The organism is Streptomyces sp. DSM 116795, from assembly GCF_055792905.1.
The window spans coordinates 3345654-3362213 of record NZ_CM147707.1 but is presented as its reverse complement, the minus strand read 5'-3'; the positions used below and the strand labels follow the sequence as shown (position 1 = coordinate 3362213).

General features: G+C 70.8%; 11 protein-coding genes and 2 tRNA genes. 8 read left to right on the top strand and 5 right to left on the bottom strand.

The features are described 5' to 3' along the window. The first annotated feature begins 659 nt into the window (after positions 1–659). From ACSMXX_RS14470 to ACSMXX_RS14455, 4 genes are all read left to right on the top strand, one after another. Positions 660–1760, top strand: a complete 1101-nt coding sequence (locus tag ACSMXX_RS14470) for a LacI family DNA-binding transcriptional regulator (protein ID WP_473184432.1) — start codon at positions 660–662, stop codon at positions 1758–1760. A gap of 174 nt (positions 1761–1934) precedes the next feature. Further along, a complete protein-coding gene (locus tag ACSMXX_RS14465; RefSeq protein WP_473184431.1) occupies positions 1935–2819 on the top strand; it encodes a glycoside hydrolase domain-containing protein in 885 nt (294 codons plus the stop codon). Positions 2820–3229: 410 nt separating this feature from the next. Further along, complete coding sequence (locus ACSMXX_RS14460; RefSeq protein WP_473184430.1) at positions 3230–3877, top strand: SigE family RNA polymerase sigma factor; 648 nt, start codon at positions 3230–3232, stop codon at positions 3875–3877. A 166-nt stretch (positions 3878–4043) separates the two neighbouring features. After that, the gene (locus ACSMXX_RS14455; protein ID WP_473184429.1) at positions 4044–5696 is read left to right on the top strand and encodes a long-chain fatty acid--CoA ligase; all 1653 of its coding nucleotides are present in this window, start codon (positions 4044–4046) and stop codon (positions 5694–5696) included. A gap of 496 nt (positions 5697–6192) precedes the next feature. Here the strand turns inward: ACSMXX_RS14455 and ACSMXX_RS14450 are convergent, their stop codons facing one another. Next, positions 6193–10236: a PAS domain-containing protein gene (locus ACSMXX_RS14450; RefSeq protein WP_473184428.1), complete on the bottom strand. Its 4044-nt coding sequence runs from the start codon at positions 10234–10236 to the stop codon at positions 6193–6195. A 510-nt stretch (positions 10237–10746) separates the two neighbouring features. On the opposite strand from ACSMXX_RS14450, the gene ACSMXX_RS14445 reads away from it, so the two are divergent. After that, positions 10747–10837: transfer RNA gene (locus tag ACSMXX_RS14445), tRNA-Ser, on the top strand. A gap of 251 nt (positions 10838–11088) precedes the next feature. Continuing rightward, positions 11089–11161, top strand: a tRNA-Arg gene (locus ACSMXX_RS14440). 95 nt (positions 11162–11256) lie between these two features. Here the strand turns inward: ACSMXX_RS14440 and corA are convergent. After that, positions 11257–12405: a magnesium/cobalt transporter CorA gene (gene corA / locus ACSMXX_RS14435; protein ID WP_473184427.1), complete on the bottom strand. Its 1149-nt coding sequence runs from the start codon at positions 12403–12405 to the stop codon at positions 11257–11259. A 278-nt stretch (positions 12406–12683) separates the two neighbouring features. Continuing rightward, complete coding sequence (locus ACSMXX_RS14430) at positions 12684–13289, bottom strand: hypothetical protein (RefSeq protein WP_473184426.1); 606 nt, start codon at positions 13287–13289, stop codon at positions 12684–12686. 95 nt (positions 13290–13384) lie between these two features. Here ACSMXX_RS14430 and ACSMXX_RS14425 point away from each other — a divergent pair, with 95 nt between their 5' ends. Further along, a complete protein-coding gene (locus tag ACSMXX_RS14425) occupies positions 13385–13510 on the top strand; it encodes a hypothetical protein (RefSeq protein WP_473184425.1) in 126 nt (41 codons plus the stop codon). Further along, the gene (locus ACSMXX_RS14420; protein ID WP_473184424.1) at positions 13501–14196 is read left to right on the top strand and encodes an MFS transporter; all 696 of its coding nucleotides are present in this window, start codon (positions 13501–13503) and stop codon (positions 14194–14196) included. The genes ACSMXX_RS14425 and ACSMXX_RS14420 overlap by 10 nt, the downstream gene beginning before the upstream one ends. Before the next feature lie 131 nt (positions 14197–14327). Here the strand turns inward: ACSMXX_RS14420 and ACSMXX_RS14415 are convergent, their stop codons facing one another. Further along, a complete protein-coding gene (locus ACSMXX_RS14415; RefSeq protein ID WP_473184423.1) occupies positions 14328–14666 on the bottom strand; it encodes a hypothetical protein in 339 nt (112 codons plus the stop codon). A gap of 192 nt (positions 14667–14858) precedes the next feature. Next, positions 14859–16379, bottom strand: a complete 1521-nt coding sequence (locus ACSMXX_RS14410) for a PstS family phosphate ABC transporter substrate-binding protein (protein WP_473184422.1) — start codon at positions 16377–16379, stop codon at positions 14859–14861. Positions 16380–16560: the final 181 nt, after the last annotated feature.

Here is a 16560-nt window from a genome sequence, read left to right as displayed (position 1 = left end):
GGATCGCTCCGGCGCGCAGCCGCTGACGGGTCCCGGCGAGCGAGGGGGTGGTCCCGCCGGGACGGAAGCGCACAGTTGTCCGCCGCCCGTTGGCGAGGCGAACTCTGCGGATGGACGCGGGCGATGACGGCGAGCTCCGTTCCGGTGTCGCCGTTGCACTGGTGGGTTACATGGGCGTGAGGGTGGGCCTCGGCGAGGAGACCTCCGTCGGCGACGTCCGGATACACGCCGACGACAGCCGGGCGTTCACTCCTTGGGCAGCACCGTGTGACCTTCGCGGGAGTCGCTGCAGCCATGCGATCGCATCCCTTCACCGGCCGCACTTCCAGACGGCATGGATGGACGCTGGATGGACGCCCAACCAGCCTGATAGAGGCGCTGTCATAGACGGGTTGAACGACCGATCTGCAGGTCAAAGCCATGAAGATGCACGCCATTTGTGCTTGGTGTTGACTACTTCAAGACAGCGCGTTCAACGTAGGGATGCCTATGCGGGAAGTCAATGGGTGTCACGCAGGGATTTCGCAGCTTTTTGATGAACTATGTCCGCTTTGATGCGAGAAACGGGAAGCATTCAAAGGTTGAACCGTCGCGAGACTCCGTGACAGCGCTGTCACGAGCTGCGGCTGAAAGGGGCATTCCGTGCTAGCCTCCCGGTCATGCCACCAGCGCAACGGCACCCCACGATGGTCCACGTCGCCGAACGGGCCGGGGTCTCCCCTTCCACCGTCTCCCGCACGCTGCGCGGGCTCTCGACCGTCTCGCCCGAAGTCCGCGTCCGGGTCGAACGGGCGGCCCGCGAGCTGAACTTCGCGGTCTCCCGGCAGGCCGCCAGCCTGGCCACCGGCAAGACGGGGGTGGTGGCCGTGCTGACGCCCGTTCTCAATTCGTGGTTCATGGGCTCGGCGCTGGACAGCCTGGCGCCGATACTGCGCGCGGCCGGCATGGATCTGCTCATCTACGTCACGCCGGACATGACCGAACGCGCCGATTTCTTCGAACGTCTCCCGGCCCGGCGGAACGCCGACGCCCTGCTGGTGTTCTCCTTCGACCTCACCGAAGAGGAGGGTGCGCGTCTGGACGACCTGCAGATTCCGGTGATCTACGTGAGCCAGCACGCCCAGGGGCGGGCGAGCGTGTACGTCGACGATGTGGCCGGGGCGCGGCGCGGCACCCGGTATCTGCTCAATCTCGGACACCGCCGTATCGCCTTCGTGAAGACGACCGGTCCCAGTGGGTTCAGCTTCAGCTCCAACGAGCGGCTGACCGGCTACCGGCAGGCGCTCACCGAAGCGGGCGTCCCCCTGGACGACGACCTTGTGGTCACCACCTCAAGTTCCGGCGACGAGCGAAGAGTCGTCGAGGCGGTCGGGCAGCTGCTCAGCGGGCGGCAGCCACCCACCGCGATCTTCGCCGAGCAGGACCAAGCTGCTGTCTCGGTCCTCTGGACGCTGCGCAAGAGCGGCATCGACGTGCCCGAGCGGATCTCCGTACTCGGCTTCGACGACCACGAGGTCGCCCGGTGGTCGGACCTGTCCACGATCGCCCAGTCGCCCTCGGACATCGGACGTGTCGCCGGCCAACTGGCTCGTTCGCTCGTCAATGACCCCGATGCCGACCCGGGCCAGCACATCGTCCTGCCCACGCGTCTGATCCTGCGGGCCAGTACGGCGCCATTGCTGCGCGAGGAGAGGCTGTCCCTCAACGGCGCGGACCCGATGGACGCTGAGTCGCCCTGTCCCGCCGGCGACGGCTCCTGACGGTTGGTCGGCGGGCGGGGCCGGTGTGTCAACGGGCGCGGCCGTCCCACCTGTTCGAGCAACGCGCCCGCAGCGCGCGGCAGCTACGGGAGGCGCGGCCCCAGACGGGCGAAACCGCTGTCGAAGCGGCGAGCCTGAGCGGTGCCGCCGACGAGGGCCCCTTCACTCGGCCTCATGCGGCACAGAAACCACCTCATCCGAAAAGCTGTCGTCTCCTTCGTCTCGCTCACGGCGCTCGCCACCCTCACCGGTGCCGGCGCGGTCCCCGCACTCGCCGCGAGTCTCTCCGGCCGCTCCGACCCGGAACTGATGCGGGGCGACCCCCGGCGGGCCGGCGCCGAGGTCTTCCGGGGCCAGGCCTTCGACACCTGCCACACCCCGTCGTCCTCCGTCATGCGCGCCTGGGACGGCAGGTCCCCGTTCGGCGCCGTCGGTGTCTACATCGGCGGCCGTGCCCGCGCCTGCCCGAACCAGCCGAATCTGACCAGCTCCTGGGTGCGGGCGGTCGACCGGATGGGCTGGAAGCTGCTGCCGGTGTACGTCGGCTCGCAGTCGCCCTGCGTCGAGTCGCAGAGCAAGCGCAGGTTCGCCATGAACCACACCGCGCCCACGCAGCGCGGCCAGCGCGAGGGGCGCGACGCCGTGGCGGCGGCGAAGAAGCTGGGGATGGCGAAGCACAGCGCGGTGTATCTCGACATGGAGCACTACGACAACTCCTCCACCCGCTGCGCCGCCACCACCCTCCGCTTCATCCAGGGCTGGAACCGCGCCGTCTCCGCCGCGGACTACTACCCCGGCTTCTACAGCAACTCCAACTCCGGCATCGAACACATGGAGGGCGCGCGCAAGGCGGGCAGCAAGAACCTCCCGGAGGCGCTGTGGTTCGCGCGATGGAGGACGGCGGCGTCGCTGAACAACGACAAGTACATCGAGAGGAGGGCGTGGCAGCCGCACCGCCGCATCCACCAGTACGACGGCGACGTGACGCGGACGTACGGCGGTCACCGCCTGGACATCGACCGCAACCTGATGGACGCCCCGGTCGCCGTCGTCCCCTGACGCCCGGTCCCGGCTCCGTCCTGATTTCCCGTCACGGCTCAGGGGCGCGGGACCCGGACGCGCGCCCCTGAGGGGGTGTCTGACAAATCCCGTCTGCCCCGCGGCGGCTGGCACGCACGCTCGCGTCGTTGTCGGTCGTCGGCGCAGCCCGCTGCGCTCTCCTCCCTCCGCCTTGCGATCGCACGCACCAACCACCGCGGACCCCGCCCTGCTGGGGGTACCTCCCGGGCCGAAGGCCCAGGGGGAGGACGACGCTATTTGCCAGACACCCCCTACGCACCCTGATCCCCGGAACGAGCGGGCTCCACCCTACGGAGGTGGGGACCGCACCACCTCTCCCCCCAGAGGGGGAGACGCCTTCGGGACCTCTGGGCGATCCGCCGACGGACGCCCGCTCCTAGCGTTGAGCCATGACCACGCCTGGGACAGCCGGGAGCGCCCGGACCGCAGCTCCGGCCGTGACTCCGCTGACGTTCACGTCGTACGTGCGGGCTCGCGGCCCGGTGCTGCTGCGCACCGCGCGCTCTCTCACTGCCAACCCCTGCGACGCCGAGGACCTGCTCCAGACGGCGCTCACCAAGACGTATCTGGCCTGGGAGCGCATCGAGGACCACCGTGCGCTCGACGGCTACGTACGCAAAGCGCTGATGAACACGCGCACCTCGCAGTGGCGCAAGCGCCGCGTCGACGAGTTCGCATGCGACGAGCTGCCCGAGCCTGAGCCGCAGCAGGGGCCCGATCCCGCGGAGGCGCAGGCCGTCCGTGACGCGCTGTGGCACGCGATACTCAAACTGCCCGCCCGGCAGCGGGCGATGGTCGTGCTCCGGTTCTACGAGGACCTGAGCGAGGCCCAGACCGCCGCGGTTCTGGGAGTCTCCGTCGGCACCGTCAAGAGCGCCGTCTCACGGGCGCTGTCGAAGCTCCGCGAGGACCCGCAGCTCGCGACGGACGTGCTGGGCGGGGAGCCCTCGAAGACCGGGGAACCCCCGGCACGCGCGCAGCTCGCGGAAGAGGCCGCAGCGGCGACGGCCGAGCCGGCGCGGGCCGCGGCGGCCTGAGGCACCGCGCTCCGGCCTGTCCCGGCCTGTACCTGTCCCGGCCTGTACCGCGGCCGGTCCCGTCCCGTTCCGTCCTGAAGATCTCACCTCGGACTAGTGACGTACCGCGCGGTATGCGTCCAGAATCGCAGCACCAGTACCCGTCCGTAACTCGGGGAGGCACCCGGTGCTCAGCACAATGCAGGACGTACCTCTGCTCGTCTCGCGCATCCTGCGTCATGGCTCGACCGTTCATGCCGCATCACAGATCACGACCTGGACGGGGGAAGGGGAGCCGAGGAGGCAGAGCTTCGGCGAGACGGGGGAGCGGGCGGCCCGGTTCGCCCACGCGCTCCGGGACGAGCTCGGCGTCGTGCGCGACGACCGCATAGGCACCCTTATGTGGAACAACGCGGAGCACGTCGAGGCCTACTTCGCCGTCCCCTCCATGGGGGCGGTCCTGCACACCCTCAACCTCCGGCTCCCCACCGACCAGCTCGTGTGGATCATCAACCACGCCGCGGACCGCGTCATCGTAGTCAACGGCTCGCTGCTGCCGCTGCTGGCGCCGCTGCTGCCTTCGCTCGACTCGGTCGACCACGTCGTCGTCTCCGGCCCCGGCGACACGTCGGTGCTGGAGGGCTGCCGCCAGTCCGTACACGACTACGAGCAGCTCCTGGCGGGCCGCCCCACCACCTACGAGTGGCCCGAGCTGGACGAACGCGACGCCGCAGCCATGTGCTACACCTCCGGCACCACCGGCGACCCGAAGGGCGTCGCCTTCTCGCACCGCTCCATGTACCTGCACAGCCTGCAGGTCAACATGACCGAGTCGATGGGCCTCACGGACGCCGACACCGCGCTGCCGGTCGTGCCGATGTTCCACGTCAACGCCTGGGGGCTGCCGCACGCGACCTTCATGACCGGCGTGAACATGCTGATGCCCGACCGGTTCCTGCAGCCCGGACCGCTCGCCGAGATGATCGAGGCCGAGCGCCCCACGTACGCCGCCGCCGTCCCGACCATCTGGCAGGGCCTGCTGACCGAACTCGCCGAGAAGCCGCGCGACATATCGAGCCTGGGCACTGTCACCATCGGCGGCTCCGCCTGCCCGCCCGCGATGATGCGGTCCTTCGAGGAGGACCACGGCGTACGCGTCGTCCACGCCTGGGGGATGACCGAGACCTCACCGCTGGGCAGCTTCGGCCATCCGCCCGCCGGACTCAGCGCCGAGGAGGAGTGGCCGTACCGCATCAGCCAGGGGCGCTTCCCCGCCTCCGTCGAGGCCAGGCTCGCCGCGCCGGACGGTACCTTCGCCCCGTGGGACGGGGAGTCGCCCGGCGAGCTGGAGGTGCGCGGCCCGTGGATCGCCAAGGCCTACTACGGCGGGGCGGACGGCGAACCCCTGCGCCCCGAGGACAAGTTCAGCCCCGACGGCTGGCTGCGTACGGGCGACGTCGGCGTGATCACCCCGAACGGCTATCTGACGCTCACCGACCGAGCCAAGGACGTCATCAAGTCCGGCGGCGAATGGATCTCCTCCGTCGAGCTGGAGAACGCGCTCATGGCGCACGAGGCCGTCGCCGAGGCGGCGGTCGTGGCGGTGCCGGACGAGAAGTGGGGTGAGCGCCCGCTGGCCACCGTCGTCCTCAAGGAGGGCGCCGACCCCGTGGGTTACGAGGAGCTGCGTGCCTTCCTCGGCGAGCGCATCGCGCGCTGGCAGCTTCCGGAGCGGTGGGCGATCGTACCCGCGGTGCCGAAGACGAGCGTGGGGAAGTTCGACAAGAAGGTGCTGCGCGGCCAGTACGCGGCGGGCGAGCTGGACGTCACGCGGCTGTGAGACGGCGTGGGGCGGGCCCGTGGCGACGGGGGCCCGCCCGACGCGAGGGGTGCCTCCCGGCGGGTGTGGAGTGCGGCCCGACTCTGCGTGGGCAGGCGGGCGCCGTTGCGGCCCCTTGTCCGCCGCGACGGTGCGCGACTACGACGGCGAGGGTCCGGCGGTGTGAAGACCGGCGGGGAGCTGGACGTTACGCGGCTGTGAGACGGCGTCGGGCGGGCCCGCGGCGACGCCGGGCCCGCCCGACGCGAGGGGTGCCTCCCGGCGGGTGTGGAGTGCGGCCCGACTCTGCGTGGGCAGGCGGGCGCCGTTGCGGCTCCTTGTCCGCCGCGACGGTGGGCGACTACGGCGGCGAGGGTCCGGCGGTGTGAAGACCGGCGGGCGGCGCGTCCGTTGAACAGCGGCCACGGCGCCGGCGCCGACCCGCCCGGACCGTGAGCTCAACGCGCTCGCGCGTTCAACGCGCTCAACGCGCGGAGATCATGCGCAAGCGGACGGATCAGTTGGTCCCGATCTTTGCCAGCAGGTCGACGATGCGCTGCTGCACCTCGTCCGCCGTCGAACGCTCCGCGAGGAAGAGCACCGTCTCGCCCGTCGCCAGCCGCGGCAGGTCCGCCGGGTTCATGTCCGCCGAGGTGTAGATGACGAACGGGGTGCGGCTCAGCAGCCCGTTCACGCGCAGCCAGTCGATGATTCCGGCGCGCTGCGTGCGTACCTGCATCACGTCCATCACGACGAGGTTGGGCCGCATCTGCGCCGCCACGTTCACCGCGGCCTCGTCCGTCGGCGCATGCGCGACCTGGATGCCGCGCCGCTCGAGCCCTGCCGCGAGCGCACCCGCGATCGGCGGCCGCTCCTCGACGAGCAGCACACGCGGCGGGTGCTGCTCACTGTCGCGCGGCGCGAGCGCCTTGAGGAGGACGGCGGGGTCGGCGCCGTACGCCGCCTCACGGGTCGCCTGCCCGAGCCCCGAGGTGACCATCACGGGTACCTCGGCGGCGACCGCCGCCGTACGCAGCGACTGCAGCGCGGTGCGGGTGATCGGCCCGGTGAGCGGGTCCACGAAGAGGGCGGCGGGATACGCCGCGATCTGCGCGTCGACCTCCTCGCGCGAGTGCACGATGACGGGGCGGTAGCCGTGCTCGGACAGCGCCTGCTGCGTTGCGGCGTCCGGTTCGGGCCACACCAGCAGCCGGCGCGGGTTGTCCAGCGGCTCCGGCGGCAGCTCGTCGTCGACGGCCTGCGGCGGCACGGGCACGCCGCGCCCGTCGCTCATCTCGACCGGGCTGTTCGGGCCGTCCAGCGGCTCCGGGCCTTCGGCCGTGCCCGCCGCGGGTGCCCCGATCGTGAACTCCCGGGCCGGGGGCGGATTCGGGGGACCGGCTTGCCCCGGCGCGTGCGCGGTGCGGCCCTGCGCCTGCTGCCCGGCGGCCTGCCTGCCGTGCGGCTGCCCGTCCCCTCGGCCCTCCGGGCCCGGGGAGGCCCCTTGCTGCGCCGGCGCCGCCAGCTTGCGGCGACGGCCGGAGCCGGGCGGCGTCGACGGGGTGGACGGTATGGCCGTCGCCGGCGCGGGGGCGTGCGCCTGACGCGGCGAGGGCGTCGGGGCGTGGGTGACCTGGTGGCCGTACGACTGCGGCCCGCCTGCCCGCTCCGTCATCCCGGGCGTGACCGGGACGCCCTGGCCGAGGGTCTGCACGCGGTGCTGCCCGGTCTCGTACGAGGCCTGCTCCTCGGCGCTCGGAGCGCCGGGCATCGGCAGACCCCGAGGCTGCGAAACGTTCTGCGGCAGCGGGCCGCCGCCCAGAATGGGGCTGGCCGCGACCACCGAGTGCTCCACCGGCTGCGGTTCGGCCTCCTGCTCCGGCTCGGCGTCCTGCGCGGACGCGGGCTGCGGCTCGGCACCCTGGGCATGCTCCGGGCTCTGGCCCGGCTGGGCAGGCAGCTGTGGGGCGGGGCCCTGCTGCGCCGGCAGCTGCTGCTGCGGCAAACCGTTCTGCTGCCCGCCAGGCAGCGCCGCCTGGGCCTCGGCGTTCGCGTTGCTCGCGCCGTTCTGGCCGGACTGCGGGGCGTTTCCCGACTGCGGGGCGTTCCCGGGCTGCGGCTGACCGGGCGGTGCCGCGAACTGCACGCCCCGGTCAGCCGCAGCCCCCTGCGGGCTCGCCTCGCCCTCGTTCTGCGCCTGCGCCAGCCTGCGCGCCCTGCGGCCGCCGGGCTGCGCGGCGCCCGCACCCTCGTCGCCCTGGGCGGGCTGTGCCTGCTGCGGCTGCTGTGCCTGAGCGGGCTGTGCCTGCTGTGCCTGGCCCGGCTGTCCCTGTACGGGCCGGCGCCCCCGCCGTCCGGTGCCGGCCTGGGCCTGCTGCTGTGCGGGCAACTGCTGCGCGGGCAACTGCTGTGCGGCCGCGGCCTCTTCGGCATCGGCGCCCTGCCCCTGACCTGGCCCCTGTCCCGGCGTACCGTCCGCACCCGCCTGCGCCGGCGATGCGAGCGCACGCCTCGACCGGCGCCCCGCGCCCGCCTGCTGCGGCACCGTCGCCCCGGCCGCTTCGCCGGCGTCCGCGCCGCCCGGAGGAAGCTCCGTCACGGCCCCGCCCTGCGCCGCGGCGACCTGTTGACCCTGCTGTGCCTGCTGACTCTGCTGATCCTGCTGCTGAGCCTCGGCCGGACTGGGACGGCCACGGCGGCGGCCCGTGGGCGCCGCCTGTCCCTGCTGCGCCGCGGCGGGCTCCTGCCCCTGTGTGTGCCGGGCCTGGAACTGATCGGGGATGCCCGCGGCCGGAGCCGCCCCCGACACGTCACCCGTACCGGTCCACGCCCCGGCAGCCGAAGCCTGCGCACCCGCGGGCGCCTCCGTGCCGCGCACGGGCTGCGCCGGTACGGGCATCACCGTCGTCTCGTTCTCGCGCCCTTCGCGCCCCGGCTGAACGGCCCCGGTCCCGGCGCCCGTCTCGTCCCCGGCGCCCTGGCCCTGGCCCTCACCCTGGCCGGACGTCCGGTCGTCGCCCGAGGCACCTGCTGCACCTGCGTCGGCGCCGCTTCCGGCGCTGTCCGCCTTCAGCGGGACTTCGAGCACGTACGCGCTGCCGCCCGCACCCGGCACCTCGTGCGTCTGCAGCACACCGCCGTGCCGCTCCACGGTGCCGCGGACGATCGGCAGATGCACCGGGTCGCCGCCGCCGTACGGGCCTCGCACCTCGATCCGTACGACGTCACCGCGCTGTGCCGCGGCGACCACGATCGTCGTGTCGAGACCCGGCGTCGCCACGGGGGCGTTGCCCGTCGCGTCCACACCGGCCACGTCCGCGATCAGGTGCGCCAGCGCCGTCGTCAGCCGCTCGCCGTCGACCTCCGCCTCGATCGGCGGCGCGTGCACCGCGAACTGCGCACGCCCGGGCCCGATCAGCTCCACCGCGCCCTCGACGCCGTTCGCCACCACCGAGTCCAGCGAGGTCATCTCGCGCCGCAGCTTCTCGCGTCCCGCGTCGAGGCGCTGGTATCCGAGCACGTTGTCCACGAGCGTCGTCATGCGCGCGTAGCCGGCCGCCAGGTGGTGCAGGATCTGGTTGGCCTCGGGCCACAGCTGTCCCGCCGGGTCGGCGGCCAGCCCGGAAAGCTCGTCCCGCAACTGGTCCAGCGGTCCGCGCAGCGAGTCCTGCAGCACGGCCAGCAGCTGTTCGTGCCGCCCTGCCAGCGCTTCGTGGGCACGGCGGTCGCTGAAGGTCACCACGGCGCCGACGAGCTGCTCGCCGTCGCGCACCGGGGCGGTCGTGATGTCGACGGGCACCGCCTGCCCGTCCTTCGCCCACAGCACATGCCCGGCGCGCACCCGGTGCTTTCGGCCGGACTTGAGGGTGTCGCTGAGGGTGGTCTCCTCGTACGGGAGGGGATTGCCGTCCGGGCGCGAGTGCAGCAGCAGCGAGTGCAGCTCCTGGCCGCCCAGATCGCCGGCGCGGTAGCCGAGGATCTGCGCCGCCGCCGGGTTGACGAGGACGATCAGCCCTTCGGTGTCCACACCGATGACGCCCTCCGAAGCGGCGCGCAGGATCATCTCGGTCTGGCGCTGCTGCCGGGCCAGTTCGGCCTCGGTGTCGAGAGTGCCCGTGAGATCCCGGACGACGAGCATCAGCAACTCGTCGCCCGTGTAGGAGTTGCCGCTGCCGGGGCCGTGGTCCGCGAAGGCGGCCTCGAAGGCGGAGGCGTACGGCGTACGCCCGTCCTCCAGATTGGCGCTCGTGACCTCGACGTAGAACTCGCTGCCGTCGGTGCGCCTCGCGACCATGCGGGTCGGCCGCTGGCGCTCCTCGAGCTCCGCGGCAGCCTCGTCCGGCCTGCGCATCGAACCCGGGATCCGCTTCGAATCGAACTCGGGCAGCAGATCGAGCAGCCCTCGTCCCACCAGTGCGGTGCCGGGGGCCTCGAAGGCTTCCAGCGCGATGGTGTTGGCGTTCACCACCGTGCCGTTGCAGTTGACCAGCAGCAACGCATCAGGCAACGCGTCGAGTATGGCGGCGAGACGAGCAGCGCCTCGGGATGGCCGGCTGCTCACGACGGATTTTCCTCCCTGCTAACCACGGTGCCGGTGACCGGTCGCCCGGTCCTCTGCGTCCGGTCACGGCTGCCAGTGTGCCGCCGACCCCGGGCGTGTCACCAGAGGGGAGTCTACGGGCAGGGGTCATGTACGCGGCCAGTGCTGTGCGGAGCGCACAAGAGAGGGGCAGGGCGCCGCCGGCCCGGCCTCCCGGGCCCGCACCGCTGCGCGACCCCTACCTGGGCAGGCGCCTGGGGCACGCGCGGCGGAGCCGTACCGCGGCCGTGCCGCGAGCCGTGGCGTGGACCTGCCCGGAGTCCGCGGGGCCCTATACCACGTACCGGTCCGGACGCCGTACGTCGGCCCTTCCGGTCAACGCGCGGATCATTCCCGGTCATCGGCGGTCGGGCCGTGAATCGCTTTGCCCGTCGACGCCGGAACCGAGTACGGTAGGGGCCGATTGGAGACAGCCCGTGAGGCTGTGCCATCATCAGCACGCACCCGCCCGTGAGGGCGCGGATCGTGCATGGAGGCTTCGCCTAGTCTGGTCTATGGCGCCGCACTGCTAATGCGGTTTGGGGATAACCCCCCATCGAGGGTTCAAATCCCTCAGCCTCCGCTTCTGGTCTCCAAGAGATCGCAGCTGGTCTCCAGAGATCGCAGACGATCTCCAAGATCGCAGAAACCCCGGCTCCGGCGGCCGGGGTTTCGTCGTCCGTACGGGCTGCCGACGCCGGTGACCGGCAACGGCCCCACGGAGGGCTTTTCGCAGCTCAGAGCAGGTGTGGGTAACGGATTTCGCCTCCGGGCGCCGTTCATGTAATGTTGTTCCCGCAACATCGCAGGGTTGATCAACAGCCCGCAAATCAAGCGCTCGTAGCTTAACGGATAGAGCATCTGACTACGGATCAGAAGGTTGCAGGTTCGAATCCTGCCGAGCGCGCAGCAGGCCAAAGGCCCCTTGGAATCGTCCAAGGGGCCTTTGCTTGTGCCGTTGACGGCAGTAGTCGCTCGCAGCCACGCATGCCGTGACTGCCGTCAAAGCCAGTCGCGGCGCTTGAAGATGACGTACAGCCAGGCGCATACGACAGCCATCAACGCGAGGGCGAACGGGTAGCCGCCGGTCCATTCGAGCTCGGGCATGTGATCGAAGTTCATGCCGTAGATCGTGCCGACCAGGGTCGGGGCGAAGAGGATCGCCGCCCACGAGGAGATCTTCTTGATCTCCTCGTTCTGGGCGAAGCTGGCTTCGGTCAGTGCCTTCATCTCGGCGTTCTGCTGCTGATTCACCAATGTGGCGTTCACGGCGAGAATGTCTTGAAGTGCCTGGCGAAAGCCGTCGACGCGCTCGGTGACGTGGGTGACGTGGTCGGCCACGTCCCGGAGGTACCGGCGCAGCTCCTCGTCGATGCCGTACTTTTCGAAGCCGGCGGTCAGGCCGTCCAGCATCTTCATCAACGGCCGGGTGGCGCGCTGGAACTCCACGACTTCGCGTGAGAGTTCGTAGGTGCGCCGCGAGACCGCCGGATCGCCGGTGAAGACCTCGGTCTCGATCTCGTCGATGTCGTTCTCGACGCCTCCGACGACGGGTACGTAGCCGTCGACGACCGTGTCGAGGATCGCGTACAGCACGGCTTCGGGGCCGCGCTTCAGCAGGTCGGGGCTGTCCTCCATGCGGCGGCGGACCGTGGCGAGGTTCGGGGCGGCACCGTGGCGGACGGTGATGACGAAGTCGGGCCCGACGAACACGTGGAGCTCGGCGAAGTCGACCTCTTCGCTCTCGTCCAGGTACCGGGCAGCACGCAGCACCACGAACAGGGTGTCGCCGTAGCGCTCCAGCTTGGGGCGCTGGTGCCCCTTGAGGGCGTCCTCGACCGCGAGCTGATGCAGGTCGAACTCCTCTGCGAGGGAGTGCAGTTGTGCTTCGCTGGGACGGTACAGGCCGATCCAGGCCATGCCGTCCGGTGTCCGGTGCAGCTCGCGGTAAGTGTCCGCGAGTGAGTCGTGGGTGCTGGTGCGCCGGCCGTCGTGGTAGATGGCCGCCGCCATCATGCTGCTTTCGGCGGTGTACGGCTGTTCCCCGGACGACACCGATGCCTCCGTCGGCGGTTCGCCAGGGGCGGGGTGCCTGGGGCGCTTGCCGGACTTCTTGAGGGCACGCAGGGGATGCAGGCGGCGATCGGACATGATGGAACCTTCCGTGGTCAGGAAGTGAGAGACGAGGGGCCTGGGGACACCGCCGCCGCAGACGCCGCCCTCGATCCCGTCAGGTTCCGATCATGGCAGCGTCGCGCGGCACGCAACTAGGAGGCTCACCACACACTGTGGTCGTCACCTGCCTTTCTGTACGCGCGGGACAAGGCCACAGACACACGTTATCCCGGCCGAATGAAGGCCACGGCGATCCCTACGCCGCCTTGGCGCGCTCGCCGATGGAGTCGGACGGCCCGGCGGCCGGCATGTGATCAGTAGATGAAACGGTGCAGTGGCGAGGACTCCGTCAGCAATATGGTCACGCGGTGAGCAAGCCGCTGCCATGCGTCTTCCTCCGCATACGTGAGCCTCACGTCCTCGCCGTCGGCGGTTGCCAGCGCTGTGGACAAGGTCTCCGTGTCGGCGTCCGGAGTCAGGTCCATCATCGACATCACGCGCGCGAACGCGCCCACCAGACCGACTGCGGTGTTCTCGGTAGGGGAGGGGAGGCCCCGGAGCGCAGCGGCAAGGCCTTCGGGGAGGTTCGATGTTGCTACGAGGGCTCGGGACAGCTCACGCAACACCGCATAGAGCAGGTCGATTCGTGCGGTCGGCAAGCTGACGATCCTCAGGCCCTCGTGCTCGAAACGACCGTTCGGGGTCCACACCCTGGGTCCTCGCGCCACCGCCTCGGCCAGTGAGTCCCGGTTGCGCCGGAAGGCCGCCAACCCGTCCACCAGCAGCTCGTGTTCACGCATCCCCCGGGTGGATTCGGCCAGGGGCATCAGCAGGAGCTTCTCTGCCCGGTCGCACTGAGCATCGAAGTCTCTGTCCACAACACAGAGACGAGCGGGCATGAGCTGCTTCTGCTGTTCCATGCCAATCACTCTGCCAGTTGGCTCGGACAGGCGTATCCGCCGCTCGTTAAAGACAGCGGCGGCGGCACAGCGAAGCTTGCGTCTCAGAACGTGACATGACGCTGCCAGTGCTCGAACAAGGCGGCGTCGCCGAGCACTTCGATCCGCTCGTCGGCCTGCGGGAGCCGCCCCAGCAGTGCGAGCAGCAGATCGCCGGCCAGGCGACCATCGCATGGGTCTGATCCACCAGTGCGTCGGCGAGACGATCCGTACTCAGCACGGGCCCGACGGTGCCGTACGGATGCGGGGACATCGAGGGCTGCCTGCCCTGCTGCTGATCGCGGGCGGTGTGGGTGTGTCGACCGGGTTGGTGGCGCTTGCCGTACCCGCGGCGGCCTTGGCCCGCGGGAACGCGGCCGACAGCGGCCTGCTGATCGCCATGACTTCCGCAGGGGAGATCGTCGGAGGGCTGATCTTCGGCGCCCGCAACTGGCGGTGGTCCTACGCCCGTCTGCTGCTCACTGCGCTCACCGGCTCGGTCGTGGCCGCCGGCGGTGCCGCCGCGGTGGCGGGGGACCCGGTGCTGCTGTATCCGGCGCTGTTTCTGACCGGGGTGCCGGGTGGGCCCTTCGCCATCGCATGCTCTGCGATCTTGGACGAGCTCGCGCCGCGAGCCGCGCTGACCTCGGCCTACTCCCTGATGGTCAGCGTCGGTTTGCTGGGCACTTCGCTGGGCAGCGGCGCCGGCGGGACGCTCGTGGACTCCGCCGGACACCGGCAGCTGTTCGCGCTCAACGCCTGCTGGCTGCTTGTCCTGCTGGCCGCCGGGTTCCTGCTGCGCCGGGTGCTCGCCGGGCAGCCCGCGGCCAACGCAGCACCGTCGCCGCCGAGTTCGAGCCCGGCGATGCGTTCGAGCCGGGCCGGATGACTCGCCGGCCGCGGCCTGGAACCGGGGCACCTCGCCCGTACGAGAACCCGTACGAGAACCCGTACGAGAACCCGTACGAGAAGCGGCGGAGGCCGGCCCGCTGCCCCGCGTCCAACCCTCGGCGTTGCGGGTCAGAGGCTTATGGCGAACATCCATGCCCCGAGGAGCACCCCGAGGCCGCAGAGGATCACGCCGATCACGGCCAGCGGCTTGCCGCGGCGGTGTCCGGTGCAGCCGGCGATCGCGAGGACGAGTCCGCCCGCCGCGGGCGGGAATCCGACGTACCTCCGCTCGCTGAGCACGTCCATCGGGAGCAGCGGCACGACGCACGCGAGAAGACCGAGGACGACCGCGGCCATCGCCAGCCCGAACCCCCGGGGAGGGCCCAACGGAGGCCGGCCGCCGGGCAGTCCGGGACCGGCCCAGGGCTGTTGCGGTCGAGGGTGTTGCGGCGACGGGCCATTGGTCACGAGGGCTCCTCACTAGGCTTCGATCGGCGCGGGCCCTAGCCCGGCGAGGTGATCGGAGCGTACGAAGCGCAGTGCGTCTCGGCAATACGGGGCCGGCAGGGTCAGTGCTGCTTCCGTGCCCCGTCCACCGGCAGGCATCCACCGTCAAGCCACTGGGAACCACGGCCCCGTCCTGCTGCGCGCACGCCGGCTTCAAAGCGCCCCGCACAGTTGCTCGTTCGGTGGCGAGGCGCAGGGAAGATGCCCCTGGCCGCGTACGGCGTGCCGTCCGCTGCCTGTGACGAGGTAGTCGAGGAAGCCGGCGGCGATCGATCCTGCGGGGGGCTGCCCGTAGGTGTATGCGTATTCGATCTCGCGGTACGGGTACGCGCCCGTCAGCAGGTCCTCGGCCACCTGACCGTCCGTGGTGGCCTCGGCGGAGGACGTGCGGCCGTTGAGCTTCAGCGTGTGCAGGCCGCGGTGCCCGGAGGCCGCGCGCAGTTCGGAGTAGCCGACGGCGCCCGGTGTCTTCTCGACGGTCTTCAAGACCTCCTCCGTGCTGTCCAGTTCGCAGCGGACGACGGGAGCGCGTGGATCGTCCCGAGTCACGCAGTCGCGTGAGGAATACGCCTGTTCGCCGCCGCTCAGGACCCGGCGCTGGAAGACCTCACGGGTCCCCGAGTCCGCGCCGCGGCTCACCAGCCGGACGGGGAGGTCCCGCCCGCCGACGTCCTTCCAGTTGCGGATCGTGCCGCGGTAGATGTCCCGTACCTCGCGGAGCGACAGGTCGCGCACCCGTGCATCGTCGTTCACCACCAGCGTGAAGACGGACACGGCGACCTGGGCTCCCCTCAGCTGCTTGTAGTTGGCGGGCTTCGGGCCGTCCGACAGGGTCAGATGCGCGGGGGTGCCGTGCCCGGCAGCGCTGCCGGCCACCTCCAGTGCTCTGATGCCGGCCATGCTGCCCGTCGCCTGGACGGTGATCTTCGCGCCGGGGCATTCCTTCTCGTACGCACGGGCGGCGTCCCGGAGCGCCGGCGCGAACGCCGTGGAGCCTGTGACGGTCAGTTCGCCGCGTGCGCAGCCCAGGGGGGCGGGCGAGGGCTTGCCCAGCGTGAATACGAGCGGTTCGAAGAGGAGAAGCGCGGCGAGAAAGGTGACGAGCCCCAACACCCGGTTGCTGGGCCGGGGTTGCTTGCGGTTGCGTTTGACGGCCCCGTCCTTGAGGCCGCCGCTCACGGTCACCTCACCGCCGACTCCGGAACCGGTCAGCAGCACCAGCAGCTTGAAGTGTTCGCCCTTGTTCAGCGGAACCTTGGGCACGGAGATCGCGTTGCCGTCGTGACGCAGGCCCAGGTAGCGGGTGAAGTGCTGCATCAGGTGGCTGTGGCTGGGTTCTGTGACTGCGACTCCGGTGACCGTCCGCTCGGTGAACGTGACGGTGAGGCCGGTGAGTTCGCGCGAGGTGTAGTCGTCCGAGGCGATGCCGCGCAGCCCGTCGTTCTCGATGCGCAGCAGCACCAGCGACGCGTCGGACATCTCCGGTGCCTCTCCGAACAGCCCCAGCCGCACGTCCGGTTGGCCGTTGTGCGCGTCACCGCCTATCGGGGTGTCCATCTGGACGCGGTAGCCGATGCGTTTGAGCCCCGGTATCAGCCGCTCGTATGCCAGAACGCCTACCGTCGCGAGGACGCCGAGCACCGCCAGCAGGCTCTCCGGGCTCAACCACTCCATGGGTGCCTCGCACGCTCGATTCGCTTGTGTGTGCTCAACGTACGAGGACGGAACGGGCACGACGCGGGCTTGACCCGGCCCGTCGGCCGAAGTTCACCGCCCGTTAGCGACCGGGACCGTGACCGGTACCGGGCCCGTGACCGGTACCGGGTCCGTGACCGGTACCGGGTCCGTGAACGTG

Excerpts from the sequence above, each read along its gene's own strand:
- ACSMXX_RS14470 (WP_473184432.1), top strand. The coding sequence starts at position 660 with ATGCCACCAGCGCAACGGCACCCCACGATGGTCCACGTCGCCGAACGG.
- ACSMXX_RS14465 (WP_473184431.1), top strand. The coding sequence starts at position 1,935 with ATGCGGCACAGAAACCACCTCATCCGAAAAGCTGTCGTCTCCTTCGTC.
- ACSMXX_RS14460 (WP_473184430.1), top strand. The coding sequence starts at position 3,230 with ATGACCACGCCTGGGACAGCCGGGAGCGCCCGGACCGCAGCTCCGGCC.
- corA (WP_473184427.1), bottom strand. The coding sequence starts at position 12,405 with ATGTCCGATCGCCGCCTGCATCCCCTGCGTGCCCTCAAGAAGTCCGGC.
- ACSMXX_RS14430 (WP_473184426.1), bottom strand. The coding sequence starts at position 13,289 with ATGGAACAGCAGAAGCAGCTCATGCCCGCTCGTCTCTGTGTTGTGGAC.
- ACSMXX_RS14425 (WP_473184425.1), top strand. The coding sequence starts at position 13,385 with ATGACGCTGCCAGTGCTCGAACAAGGCGGCGTCGCCGAGCACTTCGAT.
- ACSMXX_RS14420 (WP_473184424.1), top strand. The coding sequence starts at position 13,501 with ATGGGTCTGATCCACCAGTGCGTCGGCGAGACGATCCGTACTCAGCAC.
- ACSMXX_RS14410 (WP_473184422.1), bottom strand. The coding sequence starts at position 16,379 with ATGGAGTGGTTGAGCCCGGAGAGCCTGCTGGCGGTGCTCGGCGTCCTC.